The sequence below is a fragment of the Sorangium sp. So ce693 genome, from assembly GCF_051521375.1.
Classification (GTDB): domain Bacteria; phylum Myxococcota_A; class Polyangia; order Polyangiales; family Polyangiaceae; genus Sorangium; species Sorangium atrum.
Genome location: NZ_CP150347.1, coordinates 6425796 through 6451467 on the forward strand (window position 1 = coordinate 6425796; position 25672 = coordinate 6451467).

General features: G+C 72.1%; 18 protein-coding genes. 5 read left to right on the top strand and 13 right to left on the bottom strand.

Translation table 11 applies throughout. The annotated features are described in order from the left end of the window. Positions 1-7: 7 nt before the first annotated feature. Both WMF14_RS23780 and WMF14_RS23785 read left to right on the top strand, forming a co-directional pair. On the top strand, positions 8-1198 hold the full coding sequence (locus WMF14_RS23780) for an HRDC domain-containing protein (protein WP_437804276.1): 1191 nt from the start codon (positions 8-10) through the stop codon (positions 1196-1198). Between the two features lie 185 nt (positions 1199-1383). After that, positions 1384-3144, top strand: coding sequence for a mechanosensitive ion channel family protein (locus WMF14_RS23785; RefSeq protein ID WP_437803904.1), 1761 nt, complete (start codon positions 1384-1386; stop codon positions 3142-3144). On the opposite strand, the gene bioB is transcribed toward WMF14_RS23785, so the two are convergent. From bioB to WMF14_RS23825, 8 genes are all read right to left on the bottom strand, one after another. Further along, on the bottom strand, positions 3086-4135 hold the full coding sequence (gene bioB, locus WMF14_RS23790; protein ID WP_437803906.1) for a biotin synthase BioB: 1050 nt from the start codon (positions 4133-4135) through the stop codon (positions 3086-3088). The genes WMF14_RS23785 and bioB overlap by 59 nt on opposite strands. Before the next feature lie 130 nt (positions 4136-4265). Further along, complete coding sequence (locus WMF14_RS23795) at positions 4266-5318, bottom strand: type IV pilus twitching motility protein PilT (RefSeq protein WP_272093052.1); 1053 nt, start codon at positions 5316-5318, stop codon at positions 4266-4268. Positions 5319-5480: 162 nt separating this feature from the next. Further along, positions 5481-6179 carry a thiamine biosynthesis protein gene (locus WMF14_RS23800; RefSeq protein ID WP_437803908.1) on the bottom strand — a complete coding sequence of 233 codons (699 nt, stop codon included), beginning with the start codon at positions 6177-6179 and terminating at the stop codon, positions 5481-5483. After that, positions 6176-7561: a phosphomethylpyrimidine synthase ThiC gene (gene thiC, locus WMF14_RS23805; protein ID WP_437804278.1), complete on the bottom strand. Its 1386-nt coding sequence runs from the start codon at positions 7559-7561 to the stop codon at positions 6176-6178. Before thiC ends, WMF14_RS23800 begins: the two co-directional genes overlap by 4 nt. Positions 7562-7711: 150 nt before the next feature. Then, positions 7712-8158 (bottom strand): ExbD/TolR family protein, encoded by a 447-nt coding sequence (locus tag WMF14_RS23810; protein WP_437803910.1) that lies wholly within the window; start codon positions 8156-8158, stop codon positions 7712-7714. 5 nt (positions 8159-8163) lie between these two features. Continuing rightward, positions 8164-8580 (bottom strand): ExbD/TolR family protein, encoded by a 417-nt coding sequence (locus WMF14_RS23815; RefSeq protein ID WP_272093056.1) that lies wholly within the window; start codon positions 8578-8580, stop codon positions 8164-8166. Positions 8581-8691: 111 nt separating this feature from the next. Continuing rightward, entirely contained in the window at positions 8692-9408 is a 717-nt protein-coding gene (locus tag WMF14_RS23820) for a MotA/TolQ/ExbB proton channel family protein (protein ID WP_272093058.1), read from the bottom strand. A gap of 251 nt (positions 9409-9659) precedes the next feature. Then, positions 9660-10448: an energy transducer TonB gene (locus tag WMF14_RS23825; protein ID WP_437803913.1), complete on the bottom strand. Its 789-nt coding sequence runs from the start codon at positions 10446-10448 to the stop codon at positions 9660-9662. A 266-nt stretch (positions 10449-10714) separates the two neighbouring features. Between WMF14_RS23825 and WMF14_RS23830 the strand changes: the two genes are divergently transcribed. Further along, a complete protein-coding gene (locus tag WMF14_RS23830) occupies positions 10715-13897 on the top strand; it encodes a TonB-dependent receptor (protein WP_437803915.1) in 3183 nt (1060 codons plus the stop codon). Between the two features lie 30 nt (positions 13898-13927). Beyond that, the gene (locus WMF14_RS23835) at positions 13928-14947 is read left to right on the top strand and encodes a hypothetical protein (RefSeq protein ID WP_437803916.1); all 1020 of its coding nucleotides are present in this window, start codon (positions 13928-13930) and stop codon (positions 14945-14947) included. A 129-nt stretch (positions 14948-15076) separates the two neighbouring features. Here the strand turns inward: WMF14_RS23835 and WMF14_RS23840 are convergent, their stop codons facing one another. The 3 genes from WMF14_RS23840 to WMF14_RS23850 all read right to left on the bottom strand — a co-directional run bounded on the left by WMF14_RS23840 (position 15077) and on the right by WMF14_RS23850 (position 18095). Then, positions 15077-16378: a hypothetical protein gene (locus WMF14_RS23840; protein WP_437803918.1), complete on the bottom strand. Its 1302-nt coding sequence runs from the start codon at positions 16376-16378 to the stop codon at positions 15077-15079. Positions 16379-16455: 77 nt separating this feature from the next. After that, on the bottom strand, positions 16456-17121 hold the full coding sequence (locus WMF14_RS23845; RefSeq protein WP_272093065.1) for a class I SAM-dependent methyltransferase: 666 nt from the start codon (positions 17119-17121) through the stop codon (positions 16456-16458). Positions 17122-17129: 8 nt separating this feature from the next. Then, complete coding sequence (locus WMF14_RS23850) at positions 17130-18095, bottom strand: NAD-dependent epimerase/dehydratase family protein (protein WP_272093067.1); 966 nt, start codon at positions 18093-18095, stop codon at positions 17130-17132. A 99-nt stretch (positions 18096-18194) separates the two neighbouring features. Between WMF14_RS23850 and WMF14_RS23855 the strand changes: the two genes are divergently transcribed. Then, positions 18195-19121, top strand: a complete 927-nt coding sequence (locus WMF14_RS23855) for a lysophospholipid acyltransferase family protein (protein ID WP_437330918.1) — start codon at positions 18195-18197, stop codon at positions 19119-19121. Between the two features lie 68 nt (positions 19122-19189). On the opposite strand, the gene WMF14_RS23860 is transcribed toward WMF14_RS23855, so the two are convergent. Together WMF14_RS23860 and WMF14_RS23865 are read right to left on the bottom strand one after the other, a co-directional pair. Continuing rightward, complete coding sequence (locus WMF14_RS23860; protein ID WP_437803921.1) at positions 19190-20179, bottom strand: S66 peptidase family protein; 990 nt, start codon at positions 20177-20179, stop codon at positions 19190-19192. Beyond that, positions 20169-25556 carry a hypothetical protein gene (locus WMF14_RS23865; protein ID WP_437803923.1) on the bottom strand — a complete coding sequence of 1796 codons (5388 nt, stop codon included), beginning with the start codon at positions 25554-25556 and terminating at the stop codon, positions 20169-20171. The genes WMF14_RS23860 and WMF14_RS23865 overlap by 11 nt, the downstream gene beginning before the upstream one ends. Positions 25557-25672 lie beyond the last annotated feature (116 nt).

The window sequence follows — 25672 nt, forward strand, 5'->3', positions numbered from 1 at the left end:
TCCCGTCCTGGTCGAGCGCGAAGGCGAGCTCGCCCGGCTGGTCGAGCGCGCCGCCCGCGCCGACGCGCTCGCGGTCGACGTGGAGGCCAACGGGCTGTTCGCGTACCGGGCGCGGCTCTGCACGGTCCAGCTCGCCTTTCGCGAGGGGGACGAGATCGCGATCGGGGTGGTCGACGCGCTCCGGGTGCCTGTCGCGCCGCTCGCGCCGCTCCTCGGGGCCGCTGGTCCGCCCAAGGTGCTGCACGACCTCACCTTCGACGCGCGCATGCTCGCCGAGGCGGGCGCGCCGCTCGCGGGCGCGCACGACACCTCGGTCGCCGCGCGCATGCTGGGGTGCGCGGCGACGGGGCTCGCCGCGCTGCTCCTGTCGGAGCTCCACGTGAAGGTCGACAAGCAGCTCCAGCAGCACGACTGGGGGCGCAGGCCGATCGAGGACGCCGAGCTGCGCTACCTGGCCGACGACGTGCGCCACCTGCTCTCGCTCCGCGCGCAGCTCGCAGAGCGCAGCCGCGCCCTCGGGATCGACGAGGAGATCGAGGAGGAGTGCGCCTACAAGCTCGCGAGCGCCCTCGGGCCGCCGCGCGATCCGCGGCCCGCTTACGCGCGCATCAAGGGGGCCCAGGCGCTCGATCCGCAGGGCCGGGCGATCCTGCGGCGGCTCGTGACCGCGCGCGAGGCGGCCGCCGAGGGGGCCGACGTGCCCTCCTTCAAGATCGTCGCCAGCGAGGTGCTGCTCGAGCTCGCGCAGCGGAGGCCCGCCAGCGCAGACGACGTGCGCGCGATCCGCGGGGCCGCGGCGGGCCGCGCGGCCGCGTGCGTCGCGGCGTGGCTCCGCGCGATCGAGCAAGGGTGCAGCGACGGCGACGTGCCCGAGGAGGAGCGCGCCCTCTTCCAGCAAAGCCGCCCGCCCCGGAAGGAGCTCGCCGCGCGGCGCGCGGTGGAGACCCGGATCGCGGCGTGGCGCAGGGCGGAGGCGAAGGCGCGGAAGGTGGACGAGCAGGTCGTGCTGCCCGGTCACTGCGCGCAGGATCTCGCGGAGATCGCGCTGGCGACGGCCCACGCCGGGGACGAGGCGATCGCCGCCGCGATCGCGCGCATCCCGGGGCTCGGCGCGGGGCGGCTCGCGCGCTACGGCCGCGCGCTCGCGGCGCTCGTGGCCGCGGCGCAGCCGGGCGAGCCGCCTGCAGCCGCGACGTAGCTCCGCGCGTCGGTTGCGCCTGTCGGTTCCGCTTGTCGATTCCGCGTGTCGGTTCCGCCTGTCGGTTCCGCGCGTCCGCGATCCTCGGCGGGATCTCAGACACGTGGAGCCCGCTGCGAGCGAGCGCACGTGGCGCGCGCGCCGCCCGGTCGACAGAGCCGCCGGGCGATGGAATAGCAGGGCCCATGCCGTCGACCGATCATCCCAAGGGGCCGAGGCGGCTCCGCCTCTGGCCGCCGGCGAGGTGGCTCCGCGCTGCGTTCGCCTTCGCGCTCGTGTTCGGGTGCGCCCTCCTGGGAGCGAGCGCCGGAGAGCTGTCCCCTCCGCCGCCCCCGCCGTCGCCGCCGCCGCCCGCGGCGGGCGCCGAGGCCGGCCCTGAGCCGGAGGCGACCCCTGTCGCGCCCGACTCGCCTCGGGCCTCCATGCGCAGCTTCGTCGAGCTGTGCCGCGCGGGCGATTACGCCGAGGCCGCGCGCTACCTGGACGTGCCGCCGAGGGCGAACGGCGCGGAGCTCGCGCAGAAGCTCAAGGCGGTGCTCGATCGGCACCTCTGGCTGGAGGTGGAGACGCTCTCGCCGAACCCGCAGGGGGACACGCAGGACAACCTCGGGGCCGGCGTGGAGCAGCTCGGCAAGATCCCGACGCGGACGGGGTCCCAGCCGGTGCGCCTCGTGCGGCGCACGACGCCCGACGGCGTGCGCTGGATCTTCTCGCGCGCCACGGTGGAGCGCGTCGACGAGTGGTACGCGCGGCTCGAAGATCGCTGGCTGCGCGATCACCTGCCGCCGGCGCTCCTGCGCCCCGGCCCGCGCGAGCTGCTCTGGTGGCAGTGGCTCGCGCTGCCGGTCCTCGCGCTGGCCGGCTGGCTCGTCGGCGCGGTGCTGAGCTACCTCGTCCGCGCCGCGCTCCGCCGCGTCATCGCCCGGACGGAGTCCACGCTCGACGACGTGCTCCTCGGGGGGGCGCGCGGTCCGTTCACGTTCGCGGCGGCGCTCCTGGTGATCACGGCCGCGCTCCCGTGGCTCGGGCTGTACCTGCCGGCCGAGGAGTTCCTCGGCCAGGTGCTGCGCGCCGGCGTCTTCGTCGCGGTCTTCTGGTTCGCCCTGCGCGCGATCGACGCCTTCGGCGGCCGCCTGCTCGCCGCCCCGGCGACGCGCGACAACCCGGCGGCGCGCTCGCTCGTGCCGCTCATGGGGCGGATCGCGAAGGTCTCGATCGTGATCATCGGCGTGATCGCCGTGCTCTCGGAGCTCGGCTACCCCGTGGCGAGCCTCATCGCCGGCCTCGGCATCGGCGGCGTCGCGCTGGCCCTCGCCGCGCAGAAGACGGTGGAGAACCTCTTCGGCTCGGTCGCGATCGGGATCGACCGGCCGTTCCAGGTCGGCGACTTCGTGAAGGTCGACGCGCTCCTCGGGACGGTCGAGAGCATCGGGCTCCGGTCGACCCGGATCCGCACGCTCGACCGGACCATCGTCACGATCCCGAACGGCAAGCTGGCCGATCTCCACATCGAGTCGTTCACGGCGCGCGACCGCATCCGCCTCGCCTGCCTGCTGGGGATCGAGCGCGACACGTCGCCCGAGCAGCTCCGCGCCATCGTGGAAGAGTGCGAGCGGGCGCTGCGGGAGCACCCGAAGGTCTGGCCCGAGGACGTCGTTGTGCGCTTCATCGGCGTCGGCCCGTCCTCGCTCGACGTCGAGGTGGTGGCCTGGTTCCAGACGACCGACTTCGCGGAGTTCCGGGACATCCGGCAGGCGATGCTGATCACCTTCCTGCAGATCATCGACATGGCCGGATCGAAGCTCGCCTACCCGACGCAGACGCTGCACGTCGCGCCGCGCGGAGGAGAGCGCCCGCAGCCGGAGGCGGCCGCGGCGGGGGGCTCGGCTAACGGGCGGCGCGCGCCGCGGCGGGCGCCATCGGCTGAAGCCCCGCCTTCTCGATGAGCGCGCGGTCCTCGTCCTCGCCGGGGTTCGGCGTGGTGAGCAGCTTGTCTCCGTAGAAGATCGAGTTCGCCCCCGCGTACATGCAGAGCAGCTGCGCCTCGCGCGAGAGCTCCGTCCGCCCGGCGGACAGGCGCACCATCGCGCGCGGCATCATGACCCGCGCGACCGCGATCATCCGGACGAACTCGATCGGATCGACCGGGGGGAGGCTCTCGAGGGGCGTCCCCGGCGAGCGCACGAGGGCGTTGATCGGCACGCTCTCCGGGTGGGGATCGAGGCGCGCGAGCTCGACGAGCATCTCGCAGCGGTCGGCGATCGACTCGCCCATGCCGATGATGCCGCCCGAGCAGACGGTGATGCCCGCCCGCCGGACGTTGCGCAGGGTGACGAGCCGCTCGTCGTACGTGCGCGTCGAGATGATCGATTTGTAGGCCTTCCGCGAGGTGTCGAGGTTGTGGTTGTAGGCGTCGAGGCCGGCCTCCTTGAGGCGGCGCGCCTGGTCGTCGGTGAGCATGCCGAGCGTGCAGCACGCCTCGAGGCCGAGGGCTTTCACGCCGCGCACCATGTCGAGGACGCGCTCGAAGGCGGGGCCGTCCTTCACCTCGCGCCACGCGGCGCCCATGCAGAACCGCGTCGAGCCGCCGTCGCGGGCGCGCCCCGCGGCGGCGAGGACCGCGCCGACGTCGAGCATGCGCTCCGGCCCGACCTCGGTCTCGTAGTGGCTCGACTGCGGGCAGTAGGCGCAGTCCTCGGGGCAGCCGCCCGTCTTGACGCTGAGCAGGGTGCAGAGCTGGACCTCGTGCTCGCCGTGGAACGCGCGGTGGACCGCGCGGGCGCGGTCGATCAGCTCGAAGAGCGGCAGGTCGTGCAGGGCGACCGCCTGCTCGACGGTCCAGTCGTGGCGGGGCGCGCCCGCCGACGGGGCGTGCCCGACCGGGCCGCCGCATCCATTCCTGTGCTCCGCCCCTTCTCGTTCGATCCCTTCGAGCATGGGCTCGCTCATAGCCGGGCTTGAGGCGCCGCCGCAAGCGAGGCGCGAAAGGGAGGGATTTCCTGGCGTCCTTGGCGGCTTGGCGGCCCGAAATTCTGCTCTTTCGTGGCGGCTTGGTCCGCTCGTCGCTCTAGAGCGCGGTCACCGCCTTCGCCGTCTCCTTGGCGATCGTCCCCTGGGCGACGAGCTGCCTGAGGTGCGCGTCGAAGGTCTGCATGCCGTACGGCGTGACCCCCTTCTCCATCAGCTCGCGCAGCGAGGGGCTCCCCTCCGGCCGGCGGATCGCCTCGCGCACAGCGGCCGTGCCGACGAGCACCTCGGCGGCGAGGACCTCCCCCGCGCCGTCGCGGCGAGGGAGCAGGCGCTGCGCGACGACGCCGTGGAGACAGTCGGCCAGCCGCTCGCGCGCCTCGCTCGGGCTCTTGCCGAGCGCGATCAGCCGCCCGAGCGTGCGCGTGACGTCCGCGGCGCTGACCGCCGCGAGCACGAGGTGCCCGGTCTCCGCGGCGTGGAGCGCGAGATCGAGCGACTCGCCGTCGCGGAGCGCGCTGATCAGCACGACGTCCGGGTCCTGCCGCAGCGCGGAGCGCAGCGCGGTCGGGAAATCCGCGGTGTCGACGCCGATCTCGCGCTGGCTCACGCTGGAGCGGTTGTCCTCGTGCACGTGCTCGACTGGATCTTCCAGGGTGATGATGTGGCGCGGCACGGTCGCGTTGATGTGCCCGACGAACGCGGCGAGGGTCGTGCTCTTGCCGCTGCCGGCCGTGCCCGCGACGAGGATGAGGCCGTGATCGTGCTCCACCATCGCCCGGACCGCCGAGGGCACGCCCAGCTCCTCGAACGTCGGGATCTTGAGCGGGATGCTCCGCAGGATGATCGCGAGCGAGCCGCGCTGGCGATAGATGTTCACCCGGAACCGGCCGAGGCCCGGGACGACGTACGAGGTGTCGAGCTCCTGGAGCGTGGCGAGCAGCTCGCGCGACGGGCGGCCGGCGAGCAGCACCCGTGCGGCGGCCTCGCTGTCCTCGGGCCGGATCCTGTCGACGCGGAAGTAGACCATGTCGCCGCGCACCCGCGCGCCCGGCGGCTGACCGACCTTGAGGTGGATGTCGCTGGCGTGGGCGGCAAGCGCCTTGCCGAGGAGCTGATGGAGGAAGGCCTCGGAGGTGTACGGCGTCGTCACGGGGGGCAAGGTACCAAATTGGAACCCGACCGGCCCAAAGGGCGGCTGCACGAAACGAAAGCGCAGAGGGCGCCGCGCCGCCGCGCGGGACGGCCGCGGGGCCATCGCGGGCGCGCGGGACGGCCGCGCGACCCGGGACCGCCGCGACGGCTGCGCGGGACGTCAGGGCCGCGGCGCCGCCGGGCCTCCCGCGGCGCCCGCGACGGAGCCCTCGGGATCCAGATCTGCAGGAATACGGAGAGGATCGACGAGCCCCCGCTCGGCGAGCGCGCGCGCCGCCGAGATGGCGAGCGCGCGCTGGTCCGAAGGGAGGTCGCGCCGACCCGACAGCTCGACAAGGGCCGCGGCCGCGCTGCGCGCCCCGTCCGGGTCGAGCGGCTCGCGCGGGCGCGCTGGCCGCCCGGCGATCCCGAGGAGCGCTTCGAGCAGGGGCGGGAGCGGCGGCCCGGACGCCGCGCGGGCGCGCTCGGCGAGCGGTCCGAGCGCCAGATCGGCGTCATCGGCGTACGGCAGCGCGCGCAGGGCCGTCAGCGCGATGTCGCCGCCGTCGTCGAGCGCGGCGAGGAGGCCGGCGGCGCCCTCGGCCTCGGCCAGCCGGGCGCACTCCAGCGGGTCGTCCCCCGCGGCGAGGCGCCAGCGCGGATCGGTGAGGCGATGGCTCGGCGGGCGCGGCGCCAGGGAGGGCGACGCGGCGGCCGAGGCGGGCGCCTCGGCGGCGCGAGGGGCGCTCCCCTGCTCGCGGCGACAGCCGAGGGGCGCGAGCAGGAAGAGCGTGACGGGTACGACGAAGGCGAGGCGCGCCGCGACAGGCGCCCTCCGCCGCGCGCGGCGGAGGCCGTCGCGGCCCCTCCCCCGCCTCACGGCTGATCGAGGATCGAGAGCGACCGCTTCGTGGGCGCGTTCTCGGGCTCCTGCCGCGCGTTGTACTCGTCAACCACCCGGTTGATGTGCATCGAGCAGAACTTCGGCCCGCACATCGAGCAGAACTCCGAGGTCTTGAAGTACTCCTGAGGGAGCGTCTCGTCGTGCATCGCCTGGGCCGTCTCCGGATCGAGCGAGAGCGCGAACTGCTGCTTCCAGTCGAAGGCGTAGCGGGCGCGGCTCAGCGCGTCGTCGCGATCCCGCGCGCCCGGGCGCTTCCGCGCCACGTCCGCGGCGTGGGCCGCGATCTTGTAGGCGATGAGGCCCTGCTTGACGTCCTCGGGGTTCGGAAGGCCGAGGTGCTCCTTCGGGGTCACGTAGCAGAGCATCGCGGCGCCCGCGAAGCCGGCCATCGTGGCGCCGATGCAGCTCGTGATGTGGTCATAGCCAGGCGCGAAGTCGGTGACGAGCGGGCCGAGCACGTAGAACGGCGCCTCGTGGCAGAGCTCCATCTCCTTCTGCACGTTCATCGCGATCTGATCGAACGGCACGTGCCCGGGGCCCTCGATCATCACCTGCACGTCCTTCTCCCAGGCGCGCTTCGTGAGCTCGCCGAGCGTCTTCAGCTCGGCGAACTGGGCCGCGTCGCTGGCGTCGTGGAGGCAGCCGGGGCGGAGGCCGTCGCCCGCCGAGATCGTGACGTCGTACTTGGCGCAGACCTCGAGCACCTTGTCCCAGTGGGTGTAGAACGGGTTCTGCTGGTGGTGCTCGATCATCCACTGCGCCATGATCGAGCCGCCGCGCGAGACGATGCCGGTGATCCGGCCCTTCACGAGCGGCAGGTGCTCGAGCAGCACGCCCGCGTGGATGGTGAAGTAATCGACCCCCTGCTTCGCCTGGTGCTCGAGCATGTCGATGAGGTCCGCGGCCGTCATCTTGTCGGTGCCCTTGCACGCCTCGAGCGCCTGATAGATCGGCACCGTCCCGATCGGCACCGGGGAGTCCGCGATGATCGCGCGGCGGATGCCGTCGATGTCGCCCCCGGTCGACAGGTCCATCACGGTGTCCGCGCCGTACTTGATGGAGTAGCGCAGCTTCTCGAGCTCGCCGTTCACGTCGCTCGTGGTCTGGCTGTTGCCGATGTTCGCGTTCACCTTGCAGAGCGACGCGATGCCGATGCACATCGGCTCGAGGTTCAGGTGGTTCTTGTTCGCGGGGATGATCATCCGGCCGCGCGCGACCTCGCTGCGGATGAGCTCGGGCGCGAGCTTCTCACGGCGGGCGACGTACTCCATCTCCTCCGTGATGATGCCCTTCCTCGCGAAGTGCATCTGGCTCTGGTTCGGGCTCCCGGCGCGCTTGCTCACCCATTCGGACCGCAACATCGACGACCTCGCTTTCGAGGTGGCCGGTTTAGGTCGCGGCGGCGCGCGACGCAAGCGCCGCGTCGCGCCTGGCCGCCCGGCCACGAGCCCGCGAGACTGCGCGCCTCTGCCGGCGCTCGCCCAGCGCTCGCCGCGGGCGCGCGGCGGTCAGGGAGGCGGCGCTTCGGGGAGCTCGGTCATCATGCCGAGCGTCTGGGCGCCGGCGGCCTTCGCGCCGTCGAGCACCTCCACGACGGTGCCATAGACGGCGCCGTCGTCGGCGACGACGAAGACGATCCTGTCCTGCGGCCTGCTGTAGCGCTCGAGCAGCGGCCTGAGCTTGCCCACGAGCTCGGCGCGCTCGACCGGCTCGTCGTTCACCCGCAGCTCGCCTTGCGCGCTCACCCGGACGACGAGCTGGTCGGGCGGCGGCGGGGTGTCCTGCTTGACCTGCTCGGTGTCCGGCACGCGCACGCCGATGTCCTTCTCGAGGAGCGGCGTCACGACCATGAAGATGATGAGCAGCACCAGCACGACGTCGACGAGCGGCGTCACGTTGATGTCGGAGTTCAGGGGCACCACCGGCTTGATGACGAACTTCCTCTTCGCGCGCATCGCCGCTATCTCCCCTTCAGCTCCTCGACCGCCAGCGAGACGCTCTTCGCGCCCGACTTGCGCGCCGTCTCCATCACCCTGCGGACGTCGCCGAACGAGAGGCGCTGGTCCCCCTTGACCAGCACCTTGCGCCCCGGCTGCGCCGCGAACTCGCGCGTGAGCCGCTCGGCGAGCCCGGCGTCATCGTACCTGTCGTTCTCGACCCACACCGTCTTCTCCAGCGTCACGGAGAGGATCAGCGGGTCCACCTCCTTCTTCTCCTCGTCCACCTTCGCGGCCTGCGGCAGCTTCACGTCCTTGCCGCGCTGGAGCATCGGCGTGACGACCATGAAGATGATGAGCAGGACGAGGACGACGTCGACGAGCGGCGTGACGTTGATCTCGCTCTTGGGGCCCCTCTGCGGGCCGACACCCATCCCCATTGGAACGCTCGCTTCCCTTCTGGGCGCGTCACCGCGCGCCGCGCCGCGGGCGCGAGGCGCCGGGCGCCGCGCTCCGCGGAGAGGCGCGCGGCGTGTCGCGCGGGTCCCCTGTCAAGCAGCCTCTTCGGCGGCCGGCGCGAGGCGCCCGTCGAGCCGCTTCGCCACGACGTCGAGGAGCTCGTTCGACGACTCCGAGATGTCGATCGACCGGGCTTCGACCCAGCCCTGGAGGTAGTTGTACCCCATGACGGCCGGGATCGCGACGATCAGCCCGAAGGCGGTCGTGATGAGCGCCTCCGCGATACCCGCCGAGACGGTGCCGAGGCCGCCGGAGCCGGAGGCCGCCATCTGCTGGAACGCCGTCACGATGCCCATGACCGTCCCGAGGAGGCCGACGAACGGCGCCGTGGATCCGACCGTGGCGAGCAGTCCATAACCTCGCTTCAGGCTGAGCACCTCGCGCTGCGCCTGCCGCTCGAGCGCCCGCGAGACCGACTCGAACACTCCCTCGCGCTCGTGCCCCTGCGCCGGCAGCCGCGAGGGCGCGTTCGAGGCAAAGGCGGCGAGCCCGGCGCCGATGACGCGCCCGAGATAGCCGAGCTCGCCGCCCGGCCTGGCGGCGGTCCAGGCCCCCTCGAGCTCGCCCCGGGCGAGCATCGGCCCGACCCGCGCCGCGAACGCGCGGGAGGCCGCGCGCGACAGGAACGACACGACGAGGCGCTCGCCCAAGACGATCAGCGACGCAACGGACATGATGGCCAGCGCGAAGACAATCAGCTTCGCGAAGACCCCCATGTGGCCCCACAGCTCGATCAACGTGAATTGCATCGTCTCGCGCCTCCTGGCGCCCCATGTCGCGTGATGGTTCTGGTGATGCTGGAGCAGCAACTCTGGTGGTGCTGGAGCAGCAGCTCCGGTGATGCTGGAGCAGCAACTCCGGTGATGCTGGAGCAGCAGCTCGGGTGATGCTGGAGCAGCAGCTCTGTGGATACGGAGCGGACTCGGCAGCACCGCAGCGCGGACCCACCCGTACCCTTACATGCTCCAGCGGTTCAATAACACTCCTGCGCGTCCGGACGTCAAGGGAGCTTGAGCCGGATGGGGAACACGTAGTCCACCGAGACCGGGCGCCCCTGGTACATGACGGGGGTGTAGCGATGCGTCGCGAGCGCATCGAGGATCGCCCGGTCCATGTGAGGAAGCGACTTGGCCATCCGGCAGCCGGTCAGCGAGCCGTCCAGCTTGATAATGCACTTGACAATCGCGAGCCCCTCGACCCGCGCGGCGAGCGCCTCGCGCGTGTACTGCGGGTCGCGCCCCGCGATCTTCGAAGGGCGGGTCATTCCGGCGCCGAACGCCAGCACCACGTTCTGCGGAGGCGCCGTGCTGCCCAGCTGGCCGCCGACCTTGCCGCCCAGCTGACCACCCATCTGCCCGCCGACCTCGCCGCCGACGGTGCCCCCCTGAACGCCGCCCTGGACTCCCCCCTCGACGCCGCCCGGCTGCTCCGGCGCGTCCTCCTTGACCGGCTCCGGCTTCGGCTCTGGCTCAGGCGCCTTGGCCTTGGGCTTCTCCGGCATGTCGTAGATGGTGTCAGGCGTCTTGACGGGCTTCGGCTGCTCGATGCGCTCCACCTTCGGCGGGCGCTTCGCGCCGCCGCCCGGAGGCGGCGGCGGCGGCGGCGGAGGTGGCGGCGGCGCCGGGGCGAAAAATGTGACCTCGACGTCCTTCGGCTTCTCGGTTCGAGGGCGTGTGGCCTGCCAGAGGATCGCCCCTGCGATCGCCACGTGGGCGATGATGGAGAGCGCTGTCCCCGTCCCTAGCCGCCCCTGGGTGGCGGTAGCGCGACCTAGTACCGAGTCGAACATGAGGGGTCGTAACTCCTAGGACTCGAGCCGATCGAGGTAGAGAAGCCGCGACGTATGGAAGCGTGCGGCGCCTACCCGGAGTGTACAAGCGAGCGAGTCCTACAAAAAAGTCTATTGTCTGGCGCGATTCCTGTCTAGGGTAAGGAAGGACTCGAGGGGCATACACTTCTGGAGGGAATTCCGTGAAGTTTCTCGAAAAGAGGCTGGTACACGGAGGGCGCCCACGTGCGCCGTTGGGGCCGTGGGCGGCGTTGCTGCTGCTCGCGATGACTTTGTTGACCGCGTACCCTGCGTTCGCGCAGACGGGCAGCGGCGTGCTCCTCGGGCGGGTCGTCGACGCGTCGAACAGGGCGCCGGCCGCCGATGTGGTCGTGACGGCGACATCGCCGGCGCTGCAAGGGGAGCAGCTGGTCGTCACGGACGGCACTGGCCAGTACCGTATCCCGAACCTGCCGCCGGGCGACTACACACTGCGCTTCGAAAAGGACGCGTTCAAGCCGTACGCGCGCGGCGGGATCGCGGTCCGCGCCGCGACGACCATCCGCGTCAACGTCGAGCTGCTCCCGGAGGCGCTGAAGGCGGACGAGATCGTCGTTGTCGGCCGCGCGCCGACGGTCGACGTCGGATCGAGCGGCGTGAGCCAGAGCATCACCCAGGACTTCACCCGGCGCATCGCCATCTCGCCCCCCACGGGGAAGGGCGCCACGACGCGCTCCTTCGAGTCGGTCGCCGCGACCACGCCCGGGGCGCAGGCCGATGAGTTCGGCACGTCCATCGCCGGCACCTCCTCCCCCGAGAACCAGTACGTGATCGACGGCCTGTCGGTGAACGACCCGGCCTACGGGATCGTCGGCACGCCGCTCACGATGGAGTTCATCAAGGAGGTCAACGTGGTGGCCGGCGGGTACATGCCCGAGTACGGCCGCGCGACCGGGGGCGTCCTCGATGTCGTCACGAAGAGCGGCGGCAACGCCTTCCATGGCTCGGTCTTCTTCAACATCACGCCAGGCGTCTTCGAGGGCGCGCCCAAGGCGGTCCGTCGCCAGGGCGAGACCATCCAGACCGACGAGACCCTGTCGTCCATCCGCGACTACGGGTTCGAGGTCGGCGGCCCCATCCTGAAGGACAAGCTCTGGTTCTACGCGGGCGCCGATCTCGCGTTCAAGAGCAACTCGATGGAGCGCAACCTGTTCGCCACGCGCTACGACCCCACCACGTTCGAGCCGGTGACGGATCCCAGGACCGGGCTCAACGTCGTCGATCGGCTGCCGGGGACGCAGCGCTTCTACCGCGCCGAGGAGCAGACGCTGCAGTACCTCGGGAAGCTGACCTACCAGATCGATCCGGACCACAGCGTCGCGCTCTCCGTCTACGGCTCGCCCTCCACCTCGGGCGGCAACGGCACGTTCGGGTTCGACCCGCAGCAGGGCCTGACCGAGCTCTCGAACATCATCGGCGAGTACGGCGCGATGGCGCACGAGTACGTGGCGTCGTCCACGGACGTCGCGCTGAAGTGGTCGTCTGCGTTCAAGAACAAGACCCTGCTCCTCGACGCGACGCTCGGCTGGCACGGCCAGCGGAGCGCGCGGCTGCCCCCGGACGGCTCGGAGCTCGGGACGCGCAACGGCCTGGCGGGCGTGCCCCTCATGGTCTGGCAGCGGTACTCCCCGAACCGGTACTCGATCGACGATTTCGAGAAGCTCTCGCCCGAGGCCCGGGCCATGTGCAAGCCGCTGCGCGCGGAGAACGGCGAGATCGCCGCGCTGCCCTGCGCGGTGCGCCAGTACTGGCAAGGCGGGCCCGACTACATCGACGACGCCTCGCTCAACCGCTTCCAGCTGAACGCGAAGGTGACGAGCATCTTCCAGGGGCTCGGGCACCACGTGGTCAAGGCCGGCATCGACGGCGAGATCACGACGTACAAGCACATCAAGGCGTACGCGGGCGGCACCACCTACGTGGAGGAGGGAGACTGGAATGCCTCCCATGACGAGCGAGCGTTCGGCTTCCTGACCGGGCCGGACGGCCTGGCGACCAGCCCTGACGAGAACGGCTTGATCAAGGACTACGTGATTCAGGACAAGATCACGGTGTCGTCGCTCGGAGCGACGATCGGCGCGTTCGCGCAGGACAGCTGGAGCATCCTCGACCGGGTGACGTTGAACATCGGCGTTCGCTACGACGCCCAGTACCTGTATGCCAACGACGGCAAGCTCGGGCTGGCGCTCGCGAACCAGTGGTCTCCGCGCGTGGGCGTCGTCTACGACATCACGCAGCAGGGCCGGTCGAAGGTGTTCGCGAACTACGCGCGGTATTACGAGAGCGTCCCCCTCGACATGCTGGATCGCGCGTTCGGCGACGAGCGGTACATCCGCTCTTACCACGCGGGGGGCGCCAGCGGCTGTAACCCTGGGAACGCCGAGGACGCGACGGGTTATGGCGAAGGGCAGTGCCGGAACGACGACACCCGGGTCCCGGTCGGCGGGTCGCACGACCCGAACAAGAACTGGCTCACGCTCGGCGGCGGCAAGTCCCCGGTGGATCCGGATCTCGTCCCGCAGTCGTCGGACGAGATCGTGCTCGGCGGCGAGTACGAGGTGCTCCCGAACGCGCGGGTCGGCGCGACGTACACGAAGCGCTGGATGAACAACGTCATCGAGGACATGAGCCGGGACGAGGCGAACACCTACTTCGTCGGCAACCCCGGGAAGGGGATCGCCAAGGACTTCCCCGAGGCCACGCGCGATTACGACGCGCTGACCCTCTATTTCAACAAGACGTTCTCCGATCTGTGGCTCGCTCAGGTCAGCTATACGCTGTCGTACCTGCGAGGCAACTACCCGGGCCTCTTCAAGCCCGAGACCGACCAGCTCGATCCGAACATCAACACGGAGTTCGATCTGGCGTCGCTCCTCGTCAACCGCGAGGGGGCCCTGCCCGGCGACAACACGCACGAGATCAAGGTCTACGGCGCGAAGGATATCGAGCTCCCGAAGGGAATGGACCTCGTCGTCGGCCTCACGTACAGGTCCCGCTCCGGCGCCCCCATCGACTACTGGGGAGCGCACTACCTGTACGGCCCCGACGAGTCGTTCATCCTGCCCCGAGGCGCCGGCGGCCGCCTCCCCTGGATCCACAACGTCGACGGCCACATCGGCTATTCGGTCAAGCTCGCGAAGGACAGCGAGCTCACCGTCAGCATGGATGTCTTCAACATCTTCAACTTCCAGCAGGTCGTCCAGGTGGACCAGCGTTACACGACAGCGTTCGTCGACCCCTGCGTCGGTGGGACGAAGGAAGATCTGAATCCGAGCAGCGGTCCGACGTGCGTGAAAGACCACAACACCGGCGAGCCGCTCGAGGCCAAGGCCGTGAACCCGAACTTCGGCAAGCCGACGCAGTTCCAGACGCCGCGGCAGTTCCGGTTCGGCGCGCGGGTGACGTTCTAGACGCGGCGCGCGCGGGAAAGGATGCAAGCGATGAAGAAGCGATGGCTTGTTTGGATGGCAGCGCTCGGGGCAGTCTCACCGCTCACGGCGATGTCTCCGGGCTGCTCGCAGCCCAAACCCGAGTGCACCGTGGCCACGGCCACCTTTTATCCGTACGCGACGAAGTTCACCCGGATCGGCGGGGATGTGGAGGGCCCCTGTGCTCGGAAGGATGGGACTGTCGAGCTGGTCGGGATGCAGACGTACAGCCCCGACGAGAACGGCGACCAGCTCCCCGACGAGGGCAGGAAGCGCGTCGCGATCCAGACGGCGGAGTTCGGCGACTGGTATCGCGGCGGCGCCACGATCGACCCGAACCCGGATCTGAACGCGTTCGCGCTCGGTGTCTTCGCCGCGCGCGAGCCGGATGACAGCGACATCTGCACGGTGCCGACGTTCGATCCCGCCGAGGTGGTGTTGCTGCCCGGCGGCGAGGGCGGCGCCGGCGGCGCTGGCGGAGCCGGCGGTGATGGTGACGGCGGCGCCGGCGGAGCAGGCGACGGTGGCGCTGGCGGAGCCGGTGGTGCCGGCGACGGTGGCGCTGGCGGAGCAGGCGGAGCCGGTGGTGCCGGCGACGGTGGCGCTGGCGGAGCAGGCGGAGCCGGTGGTGCCGGCGACGGTGGCACCGGCGGTGCCGGTGGTGCCGGCGACGGCGGCGCTGGCGACGGCGGCGCACCGCCGTTGGCGCTGGGATCGCACAAGCTCGAGTGGCGCAACCTGCGCGTGTACGTGACGCCCGCCAACCTCGCGAATCAATTCGAGGCAGAAGTCACGTACTCCGAAGAGAGCTGCTCGGCGACGTACAAGGTCGTTGGGCTCTGGCCGACGGTCGACTGTCAGATCTACACCCCGAACCCCGACCCCGAGGGCGATCCCATCCCCACGGGCAAGTTTGACAACGACAAGTGCACGAATCCTAAGTCTGGCATCTCCCCGGATCTCAAGGTGAAGTGCGACACCAGCGTGGGCCTGTGCGTGCTCGACGCGGACAGCATTCCCGCCTTCAAATAGGCAGCCCGGCGGGCGGGGCGCCATCGCCCCGCCCGCGCTCCTCCGGCCCCTCTCCCCTCACCTTCCCTGGAACACCGTCGCCCCGGCGCACCCCCGGCTGTGCGCAGACAGCGGGCCAGGATCGCCGGCTCACGGCGCGGGTTTGACGGCCAGCCTCGCCAGCGCCGCGCAGCCGGCCCCGCTCGCGATCTCGAGCTTCGTCGTGAGCGCGCACAGGCGCGACGCCCGCCCGAGCGCCGCCGGATCGCCCGATACGATGGCCCGCTTGGACTCGTATCCGGTCCGGACCGCGAGCATCGTCTGCGCGCGGGGGGGCAGCTCCGCGCGCCGCGCCACGAGCAGATCGCCGAGCTTCGGGCCAGGATCGGCGGCCGGCGCCCACGTCCAGACCGACGCGACCAGCGCGTCCGCGAAGGCCGCGCGCAGCTCGTCGCCGCCGCGCGCGCCGTCGCACGGCAGCGCGGGCCCCGCCGGCCCGACGTCGGTGGCGAGGAGCCTCCGCCCCGCGATCCGCCGGAGCAGATCGTTCTCCACGCCGGCGATCTTGCCGTCGTCGTCCGAGAACGCCCCCGCCTTGAACCGCACGGCGAGCGCGGCGCACTTCTCGTCGCGCTCCGCGCGCAGCCGCTGCTCCTCCCGGGCCCTCTCCTCGGCGCGCAGCCGCTCCTCGCGCTCGCGCGCCTCGCGGGCCTCCACCGCGGCGCACTGCTCGAGCCGCGCGGCGACGCGCCGCTGCTGCTCGCTCGCCGCGCGGCCGAGATCGTCCTCCGCGATGTCGCGGACCGCGCACACCTCCGGGCGCTCCAGGACCGCATCGACGCGCGCGCGGGCGGCGCGGAGCCGCAGGATCACCGACAGCGCCGCGACGATCACGAGGGCCGACACGACGATCGACGCGATCCTCCGGTTCCGCCGCCGGCGATACGCCTTGGCGAGCGCGCCGCCGCCGCTCTCGTCGAGCAGCTTGCGGCAGCGGCCGATCATCGCCTGCCATTGCGCGATGTCCTCGGCGAGCACCTGGAGCGGCTCCGCGAACGGGCGATCGCGCCGGACCTTGTTCGCCAGCCGCTCGAGCCACATGCCGGCGTCGGGGGCCCGACCGTGGTCGGTCACCTCCGCGACGCCCTCGAGCAGCCCGCCGATGCGCCCGGCGTAGACGTCCCACGCGACGATGGCCTCGGACTGGCTGTCGCCGAGCCGCTCGATGGCCTCGCGCACGTCGCCCATCGGGAGGAGGCGCTCGACGTCCTCCCGGCGCACGCCCGCGAGCTTCGCGGCCTGATCGACGCCGCGCTGGAAGCCGCCGAGGAGCCCCTCCGGCGCCAGCTCGCGGAGCCCCTCCGGCACCCGGCTCGCCTGCATGCACGCGCCGGCGTGGTGCAGCGGCCCCATGGCGCAGGTCAGGAAGGTGCCGCCGAGCTTCACTTCCATCGAACCGTGGCTCTCCTCTCCACGAGATACCCTGGACAGCGCGGCGCGGAAAGGCTCGCCGCGCTGTCCACCGTGCATCACCGGCCGCTGCGCGAGACCTCGAGGTCCCAGAGCGCGTAGAGCACGTCGACGTCGTACTCGGTGTGTCGCCAGCCGGGGTGGAGCCGGTAGCTGCGCGGGAGCAGGCCAGAGCCCAGGATGGCGTCCGTCTGCTCGGCGAAGGTGTAAAGATACATCTTCACGCCGGTCAGCTCGGCGTCGGAGAGCGGGCGCGCGTGGCGCTCGTGGAGCCGGACGTTCGGCCTCCGCTCGACGATGCTCACCAGCAGGCGGCCGCCGGGGCGCATCGCGCCGGCGAGGTTCTTGAGCACGAGCGAGAGATCGTCGCAGAACTCGAGCGTGCCGAGCGCGAGGGCGACGTCGAACCGCCCCCAGGAGCGGGGGATCGGGAGGTGGTAGTCGTGCCGGTGATAGGCGCCGTGGGGCCGCTTCTTGCGCGCGATCTCGAGCATCCCCTCGGCGATGTCGAAGCCCACGACCTCGACGGACTGCGGGAGATCGCGCGTGAGGTGGCCCGGACCGCAGCCCGCGTCGAGCACGCGGGCGCCGTCTGTGACCACCTCGCGCAGGAACGCGCGCACGGGCTTCTCGTAGTGCTGGATGTCTTTCCAGGTGGAGACGTAGTCGGGCGCGAAGTCCTCGTAGTAGTCGACGAGCCGCTCGATCCGGGTCGCTCGCTTCATGACGCCTTTCAGGTGATGTCGTCAACCGCCTGGACGGTCTCCTGGATGTCGTGCTCGTGCGTGTAGCCGAGGATGTCGCGCGCCCGCCGGTCGTCGACCATGCACACGTAGCGGATGTGATCGAGCTCGGGGGCCGGGAACGACGTCGCCCTGAACCGCCAGAGCCGCGGGATGATCGTCTGCATGACGAAGTGGGGAATCGCCGCGCGGGCCCGGCCGGTCATCTCGATGACGCGCGAGAGCGGCAGCGGCGCGGGCCCCGCGAGGTTGAAGATCCCGCGCACGCCGGGGCGCAGCGCCGCGAGGATCGCGGAGACCACGTCGTCCTGGTGGATGACCTGCACCATCGGATCGAAGCCGAGGAGGGTCGGGATCACGTTGAGCCGGAGGTAGTTCGACGGCGCGTTCCGCACGGAGCCGAGGATGTGGACCGGCCTGAGGATGACGGTCTCGGTCTGGGGGTGCTTCCAGAAGAACGACTGCGCCAGCATGTCGACCTCGATGAGGTCGCGGATCTCGCTGAACGACGCGCCGCCGAGCAACGGGGCGTCCTCGGTGATGAACTGCGGGTTGTCGGGGCGCGGCCCGTAGGCGTTCGCGCTCGAGAGCACGATGAGCTTGGGCACGTCGTACTGCGCGACGAACTCGAGCAGCCGCTGGAACCCAGCGAGGTTCCAGCTGTGGTGCTCCATCTGGCTCACCCGCGGATCGTGCATGACCCCGAGGTGGACCACCGCGGCGAGCTGCTCCTGGCGGAAGATGTCCTGCGTCTTCTTGCGGCGGATGTCGATCTGGTGATGCTCGATGTCCTTGGGGCGCCCCTCGAAGCTGCGCCTGTCGACGCCGATCACGTGCCGCTCGCGGTGGAGGCGCCGCGCCAGACGCCGCCCGAGGCGACCACAAATGCCGGTGATGAGGATGGACCGGAGGGACGGATCGGTGTCCGCAGCGGGACGGCGACCTCGACCGAGCATGCGTTCGCTCATCGGAGCGACGGTCGCTTCGAGGAGGCCGATGGTCAAGCCCTTCGTGCCGGTGCAGGGCCACGCGAGTTTTGCTATCGTCCGCCGCCCATGGCCAGCAGAACGACGCTCGCCAGGCTGAGCCACTTCGTCACCCACAGCGCGCTGCCGCTCGCGCGCGTCGGGGTCGACAGCCTGCGCGGCACGATCGACGACGCGACCATCCGGCTGCTCGGCCAGGACTTCGAGGACCGGCTCCGCCGGGTCACGCTGCCGCACGCGGCGGACGGGGTCGACCCGTTCGGGCTCGACCGGGAGTGGGCGAAGTACGCGGTCGGGGTCGCCGCGTTCTTTCATCGCTTCTACTTCCGGACCGAGGTGTTCGGCATCGAGCGCGTCCCGGCCGGCCGTGTGCTCCTCATCGCGAACCACTCGGGCCAGCTCCCGTTCGACGGCATGCTCATCGCGGCCTCGATGTTCCTGGACGCGGAGCCGCCGCGCGTGATGCGGAGCATGGTCGAGAAGTGGACGCAGACGCTGCCGTTCGTGGCGACCTTCTTCTCGCGCGTGGGCCAGGTGGTCGGCGTCCCCGAGAACGCGCGCCGGCTGCTCGACATGGGCGCGGCGATCCTGGTGTTCCCGGAGGGGACGAAGGGGATCTCGAAGGGGTTCTCCAGCCGCTATCAGCTGCTCGATTTCGGGCTCGGCTTCATGCGGCTCGCGCTCGAGACCGACACGCCGATCGTGCCCATCGCGGTCATCGGGGGCGAGGAACAGTACATCTCGCTCGGCAACCTCGAGTCGGTCTCGAAGGCGCTCGGCATGCCGACGTTCCCGATCATCCCACAGCTCCTGCTCCCCGGCGGCCAGCTGCCGCTGCCGACCCGATACCGGATCCACTTCGGCGAGCCGATGACGTTCCACGGCGACCCCGACGACGACGACGCGGTGATCCAGGAGAAGGTGGCGCTCGTGAAGGGTCGGATCCAGTCGATGCTGAACCGCGGCCTGAAGGAGCGGAAGAGCATCTTCTGGTGACCGCGTGACCGCGTGATCGCGTGACGTCGCGATCGCGTGACGTCGCGATCGCGTGCGCGCGCGGGCGCTCAGGCGCCCGCCAGCGTGACCGCGGCGTCGGGGCCGTGAGCGAGGACGCGCGCGTGGCCGCCGAGGATGGCGGGCTCGTTGCGATGGCCGTGGCCGATCGGCAGCCCGGCGACGACGGGGATGCCCAGCGGGAGCAGCCTGTCGCGGAGGACCTCGTCCACCGTGATGCCGTCGGTGCCTGGCGCGCATTGCTCGAAGTCGCCGAGGACCACCGCCGCGGCCGGGGCTAGGTGGCCGCCGACGTCCAGCGTCGCCAGCATGCGATCGATGCGGTAGGGCCGCTCGGTGACGTCCTCGAGCAGGAGGATGCACCCCTCCGGGACCCGGAGCCGTCCCGCGGCGGCGCAGGCGTGGAGCAGGGCCAGGTTGCCGCCGAAGAGCGGCCCCTCGGCCACGCCGGCGCGCAGCGTGGTGAGGCCGTCGAAGCGGCGCTCCCCCAGCGGCTCTTCGAGGGCGCGGATCAGCGCGGCGCGGGCGCGGGCGTCGCCGCGCCCGAGCGCGGTGACGTGGACGCCGTGGAGCGACGCCACGCCCGCGCGCGCAGCCTCGACGTGGAGGGCCGTGACGTCGGAGAAGCCGACGATCCAGCGGGGGCGCGCTGCGAGGACGCTCCAGTCGAGCCGGTGGACGAACCGGTTCGCGCCGTAGCCGCCGCGGGCCGCGAAGATGGCCCTGACGTCGGGGTGCGAGAGAGCGCGGGCGAGCTCGTCGCTGCGTCGGGCGTCGCTGCCGGCCAGGTAACCGGCCCGCGCGAACAGCCCGTGATGGGAGGGCGCCGACAGCGATGGCGGCCCGCCCCGCCGGCCGTCGTCGTCGTCGAACGGAGGCCCCTCGCCCGCGTCGAAGAGGACGCGGTAGCGCTGGGCGAGCCAGCCGATGCCGACCCGCGCGAGGACGTGCTCGAACGGGCTGGAAGGGGCGATCACCGCGACGGTATCGCCCGGCCGGAGCGCCGGCGGCAGGATCGGCGGGGGAGAGCTAGCGAGCACCAGGATCGTCGTCGAGCAACTCCACGTCTTCCGCATCCGTGTCGACGTCGATCGCGTCGGAGCCAGGCAGGGGCGGCACGGGAGCAGCGGGCGCCTCGGGGAGCGCAGGGGCCGAGAGGGATACCTCCTCGTGCGCTCGATGGACCTCGCCATCGTCGATGTCGCCGAGCGCCGGCGGCGCTGCATGAGCGTCGAACTCCGACCATTGCGCGGGAGCGGCTGGCGCATCGGCATACGCAGCCGGAGCAACGTGGATGACCTGGGTGGCGCTATCCAGAGGGAGCCTCTGCCCCTCGCGCAGGGCCACATCGACATGGGCAGCGCCGCCGCTCGCGTCGGCCGCGTCGGCGTGCGAAGCGACGCCGTAGGTCCAGACCTGCTGCTCCGGCTCGACAGGCAGCGCTTGCGGGGCGGCGGCATCCGCCGGGTACGCCTCCGCAGCCGGGTACGCCTCCGCAGCCGGGTACGCCTCCGCAGCCGGGTACGCCTCCGCAGCCGGGTACGCCTCCGCAACCGGGTACGCCTCCGCAGCCGGGTACGCCTCCGCGACCGGGTACGCCTCCGCAGCCGGGTACGCCTCCGCAACCGGGTACGCCTCCGCAGCCGGGTACGCCTCCGCAGCCGGGTACGCTTCCGCAGCCGGCTGCGCCTCCGCGACCGGCTGCGCCTCCGCAACCGACAGCGCTTCTACGGCCGGCTGCGCCTCGGCGCCCTCGTGCGCCTCGGAGCCCGCGTAGCCGTTGCTCAGCGCCGCCACCGCGCCGGCCTCGAGGCCGAGCGTCTCGAGCGCCGGCGCCCGGGGCGCGAGCGGCGGCTCGGTCAGCGGCGGGCCCGGCGCCCGGGTCGGGAGCGAAGGAGGCGGCGGGGTGCGCTTGAGCTTGCCGGTCTTGGCCCGCTCGAGGCCCGCGGTCGCGTCCGGATCGCCCGCCTTCATGCGGAGGACGCGGCGCCAGGCGTCCGCCGCCTCGCGCGCCTCGCCGAGCTCCTCCTCCCAGAGGCGCGCCACCTTGCGCGCGAGCTCCGCTCGCTGCGCCGGATCGCGGCCGCGGAGGATCTGGTCCTCGTACAGCTGGATCATGCCGCGGTGATCGCCGAGCTCCAGCAGGAGACCCGACAGGTCGTTCATCACGTCCTGATCCGAGGGCGCCAGGTCATGAAGCTTCTTCAGGTCCGCCGCGGCGCCCTGCCTGTCGCCGAGCACGTCGCGCCGCAGCCTGGCGCGACGCTGCAGGAGCTTGCGCACGAGCGGGCCGTCGAACACCTCGTCGAGCGCGCGGTCCAGCGTCGCGCTGACGCGGGGCAGATCGCCCACCTCGCGCCCGAGGGCCTCGAGCGCGTCGAGCGAAGCGTCGTCGACCTGCGCCAGCACGGCGTCGCCCAGCCAGCCGAAGGCGCGGTCGACGTCGCGGAGGTCCTGGTGCGCGATCGTTGCCGCGCGCCGCAGGAGCGCCGCCCGGGTGCGGCCGCCGTCGCGCGAGCCCTGGCCGCCGGCCGCGAGCGCCTCGACGAGGATCGTGCGCAGCGCCGTCGACCCCGACCGCTCGTCGTCGTCCCGCGCCACCTGCTCGAGCATGGCGATCGTCTCCTCCTGGACGCCGCCGCCGAGGGCCAGCTCGAAGAAGCTCCTCGCCCGGTCGATGGCGCCGCGCTCGCAGGCGATCTGGGCGGCGCGGACGAGCGCCGCCAGGCGATCGGCCGGCGTGCGGCACCGGCTCACCTGGCGCTCGAAGAGGTCGATGATGAGGCCAGGGGCCTCGGCCAGCGCCGCGAGCCGCTGGAGCAGCGGCTCGACCTCGGCGGTCGGCACGCTCGCGAGCGCGCCCTCGCCGTGGTGGATGGACTCCAGCGGATCGGCGCCCACGGAGACCCGGACCTCGGCCTGCCGCACGAGCTCGGCCGCCCGGGCCGTGCCCGAGAGATCCCTGGCGAGGAGCTCGTGCGCGACGGTGAGGGCCTCGCGATCCTGGAGCTCCACCGCGATCGCCTCGAGCTTCTCCGCGAGGCCGGCGTCGGCGGTGCGCGAGCGCGCGAGCTCCATCGCCACGCGCGCGGCGTCCTTCTGGCGACCGACCTCCACGAAGCGCTCGAAGGCCCCGCGCAGGGCGAGCTCGCGCCCCGCGCGCGCGATCGACTCGTTCCAGGCGACCAGCTTGGTCGCGACGATCCCCTTCCACCCGACCCGATCGCCGAGCGCGACGTACGCGTCTCGGCACGGCTCGTCGCCCTGATCCGCGAGCCGCTCCAGGAGCGCCAGCGCCTCGTCGCTCTTGCCCAGCTGCTGGTCCAGGATGTCGGCGAGGCGGCGGGTCATCTGCGACGCCTCGTCGTCGTCGCCCTCCACCTCGATCAGGATCGCCATCAGGCGCGCGACCTTCGGCCAATCGTTCAGCCGCTCGGCGAGCCGCAGGAGCCGGGCGACCGCGTCGAGGTCGTCCGGCTCGACGGCGTGGACGATCTCGAGCGCCCGGACGGCGCCGCGCGGATCGTCGAGCGGGCCCTCGTACAGCGCCGCGAGCCGCTGCGCGATGTCGACCTGGTCGTGGCCGTACACGAGCACGAGCTCACGCTCGAGCGCGCCCGCGACCCCCCTCGGGTTGCCGCGCTGCTCCTCCAGATCGGCGATCCCCCGCAGCGCGATCCGGTTCTGCGGATCGAGCGTCGCCACGACCGCCTCGTAGCGCGCGATCGCGGCCTCGAGGTCGCCGGGGCCCTCCGCGAGCATGCGCGCCTCGCGCAGGGCGAGCGAGATCTTGCCGGGCTCGCTGTCCGTCAGATCGCCGAGCTTGCGGAGGAGCTCCGCGCCCTGCTGGTGATCGCCGCGCTCGCCGGCGTCCTGGGCCAGCCGCTCGATGGCCTCGGCGTCGTCGCCGTCGGCGAGCAGGAGCGTGAGCGTCGCGCGCTCCCCGTCGCGGTCACCGAGCTCGCGCTGCAGGGCCGCCGCGGCCCGTCGCGCCGCGACGCGCTCCGCCCTGTCGCCGAGCACCTCGGCCCGGCTCAGGAGGAACCGCACGAGCTCGGGCCGCCGGTGGGCGCGCCGGTAGAGGTCCTCGATCGCGGGGCCGGCGTCCGTCGCCGGATCGATCTCGATGGCGCGCTCGACGCGGTCGAGCGCGCCGTCGACGTCTCCGGCGCTGAGGAGCAGCTCGGCGGCCTCGACGAGGAGCGCCGGACGCGCCTTGCGGTCCGCGAGCAGCGCGCGCTCGCAGAGCGCCCTCGCCGCCTCGGCGAGCCGCCCCGCCGCGACGTAGGCCTTCTGCGCGAGCTCCCACAGCCTCGGCTGGCGCAGGAGCTCGGCGGCCTGGCCGTAGGCGTCGCCCGCGGCGCCCGGCTCGTCGAGCCGCATCCGGAGCTCGCCGAGCTTCTGAAGGAGCGGCCCGTGGGTCAGCTTCCCCTGGAACCAGGTCGTCGCGTCGGCGAGGACCCGCGCCGCGAGGTCGAAGCGCTCGCCGCGCTCGAAGAGCTTGACGGCGGACAGGAGCGCCGCGCCGTCGTCAGGCATGAGGCCCGCGATCCGCACCCACGCCTCCGCGGCCGCGATGGGGTCGCGGCGCTTCTGCTCGTGGAGCGCGACGAGCGCCCTCTCGAGCTCGACCCGCTGCGCGACGTCGGGCGTCGCGGCGGCGTCGTGCTCGAGCAGCGCGGCGAGGTCGTCCCACCGCGAGCTCCGCTCGAGCAGCCGCCTCAGCTCGGCCTGCGCCTGCGCGTCGCCTGGATCGAGCTCGGAGAGCAGCTTCCAGGCCTGGACCGCCGTGTCGACGTCGCGCAGCTGCGCCTCGCACAGCCCGGCGACGTCGCGCAGCTGCGCCTTCCTGCGCTCGATGGGCGCCTCGGGGACGCGCGCCGCCGCGAGCAGGACGTCCCGCAGCTCGACGAACATCCGCTTCTGGCGCAGCTGCTCCTCGACCTGCGCGAGCACGTCCGGGTTGGCCGGCTCGCCCTTGAGCACCTCGCGGAGCCTGGCGAGCGTCATCGGCTTGCGAACCTCGGCCGGCTCCTCTCTCGGAGGCTGCAGCTCCTCCGAGGGAGCCGAGCCGCCGAAGGCGCCGGGCGCCGGCGCGGCGCCGGCCAGGCCGTACGCCCCCGCGGGGGCCGGCGCCGCGGCGTCCGCAGGTGAAGCGAGCGTGTCCGGCGCCGTCGACCCCGGCGCGGGAGCGAACGAAGACGCCGGCGCGAACGCGGCCACCGCCGGATCGACCAGCCCTGCGACGGCCGGCGACGAGAGGAGGCCCGAGGGGGGCACGGACGCGTGCGCATGGGCGGCTCCCGCGCTGGGCGGCACCGACGACCGGTGCGCAGGCGCGGCAGCCACGCCCATGGGCGGCGGCGGCGCCGACGGCAGCCGCGGGGGGGGCGCCACGGACGCCCGCTTGCGCGCCTCGGGGGCCATGAACCCGTTCGGGTTGACCTGGAGGTAGGCGAGGTAACGCGGGCGGAGCTCCGCGATGCGGCCCAGCTGCTTCCCGTAATGGTCGGCGAGCTGCATGGCGCGATCGTGCCCCGGCGCCGTGCGGAGGGCGTAGACCGAGTACGAGTAGCCGTACTCCCCGTCGTACGTCTCCGCGAGCGCCACGAAGAGCTCCGCGGCCTCGTCGCGCTCTGGCTGCGGCACCGGCTCGCCCGCCTCGATGCGGTCGACGATGGCGACGCCGAGCGCCTGGATGAGCCCCACGTCGTGCGGCACGAACGCGCGCGCGTTCCGCAGCGCCACCGTGGAGCCCGCGAGGTCGCCGGCGCGGCGTCGGATATCGGCCTCGTCGCGCAGCAGGGCGAGCCGCCGCTCCGGGTCGTCGACGAGCGCCTGCTCCATCGCGAAGTACGGGATCGCCTCGGCGTACTGCTGCTGGGCCTTCAGCATCTCGCGGGCGGCGTAGATGGCGTAGACGTTGTGCGGATCGAGCTCCGCCAGGCGGCGCCAGTTCTCGAGGGCGCGCTCCGGCCGCGAGAGCGGCGGCTCGCTCCACAGCCGGCCGAGCTCCTCGTGCAGGGTCGAGACCTGCGCGCGCACCTCGGGCCGCTCGAAGAGCAGCGGCGTGAGCGCCTTGACGAGCCGCTCCAGGAGCGCGACGAGCGCCTTCTGATCGCCCTTGTCGCGGTAGAGCTGCGCCAGCCGCTCCGCCGCGGTCCGCTGCGTCGGATCCTTGTCGATGGCGATCATGAGCGTCCGCGCGGCGTGGTGCGCGTCGCCGATGGTGGTCGACCACACGTTCGCGGCCTCGCTCAGCCAGTGCGCCGCGTACGATGGATCTGCGGTGGAGCTGCCGACGCGCTCGAGCAACATGGCGTACGAGCGTGGGTCCTGCTCCCCGGCTCGGTGAGCATACGCCAGGGCTTCCCCGTCATGCGGATTCGTGACGAGCCGCTGGACGAGCGTTTCCATCTCCCGGGGATCCATCGGTGCGCGGCGAAGTTACACGTTAGCCTCCGGCTCGTACAGCGACTCTCGGCGTCCTTCGCGATCGGACGCCGCTGTCTCTCGCGCGACGGGACTCCATG

Bases quoted from the DNA above. Each gene is read 5' to 3' on its own strand.
- bioB (WP_437803906.1), bottom strand. From the start codon at position 4,135: ATGCTCGAAGGGATCGAACGAGAAGGGGCGGAGCACAGGAATGGATGC.
- WMF14_RS23865 (WP_437803923.1), bottom strand. From the start codon at position 25,556: ATGGAAACGCTCGTCCAGCGGCTCGTCACGAATCCGCATGACGGGGAA.
- WMF14_RS23850 (WP_272093067.1), bottom strand. From the start codon at position 18,095: ATGCTCGGTCGAGGTCGCCGTCCCGCTGCGGACACCGATCCGTCCCTC.
- WMF14_RS23845 (WP_272093065.1), bottom strand. From the start codon at position 17,121: ATGAAGCGAGCGACCCGGATCGAGCGGCTCGTCGACTACTACGAGGAC.
- WMF14_RS23825 (WP_437803913.1), bottom strand. From the start codon at position 10,448: ATGTTCGACTCGGTACTAGGTCGCGCTACCGCCACCCAGGGGCGGCTA.
- WMF14_RS23830 (WP_437803915.1), top strand. From the start codon at position 10,715: ATGACTTTGTTGACCGCGTACCCTGCGTTCGCGCAGACGGGCAGCGGC.
- WMF14_RS23820 (WP_272093058.1), bottom strand. From the start codon at position 9,408: ATGCAATTCACGTTGATCGAGCTGTGGGGCCACATGGGGGTCTTCGCG.
- WMF14_RS23785 (WP_437803904.1), top strand. From the start codon at position 1,384: ATGCCGTCGACCGATCATCCCAAGGGGCCGAGGCGGCTCCGCCTCTGG.
- WMF14_RS23835 (WP_437803916.1), top strand. From the start codon at position 13,928: ATGAAGAAGCGATGGCTTGTTTGGATGGCAGCGCTCGGGGCAGTCTCA.
- WMF14_RS23840 (WP_437803918.1), bottom strand. From the start codon at position 16,378: ATGGAAGTGAAGCTCGGCGGCACCTTCCTGACCTGCGCCATGGGGCCG.
- WMF14_RS23810 (WP_437803910.1), bottom strand. From the start codon at position 8,158: ATGCGCGCGAAGAGGAAGTTCGTCATCAAGCCGGTGGTGCCCCTGAAC.
- WMF14_RS23855 (WP_437330918.1), top strand. From the start codon at position 18,195: ATGGCCAGCAGAACGACGCTCGCCAGGCTGAGCCACTTCGTCACCCAC.
- WMF14_RS23815 (WP_272093056.1), bottom strand. From the start codon at position 8,580: ATGGGGATGGGTGTCGGCCCGCAGAGGGGCCCCAAGAGCGAGATCAAC.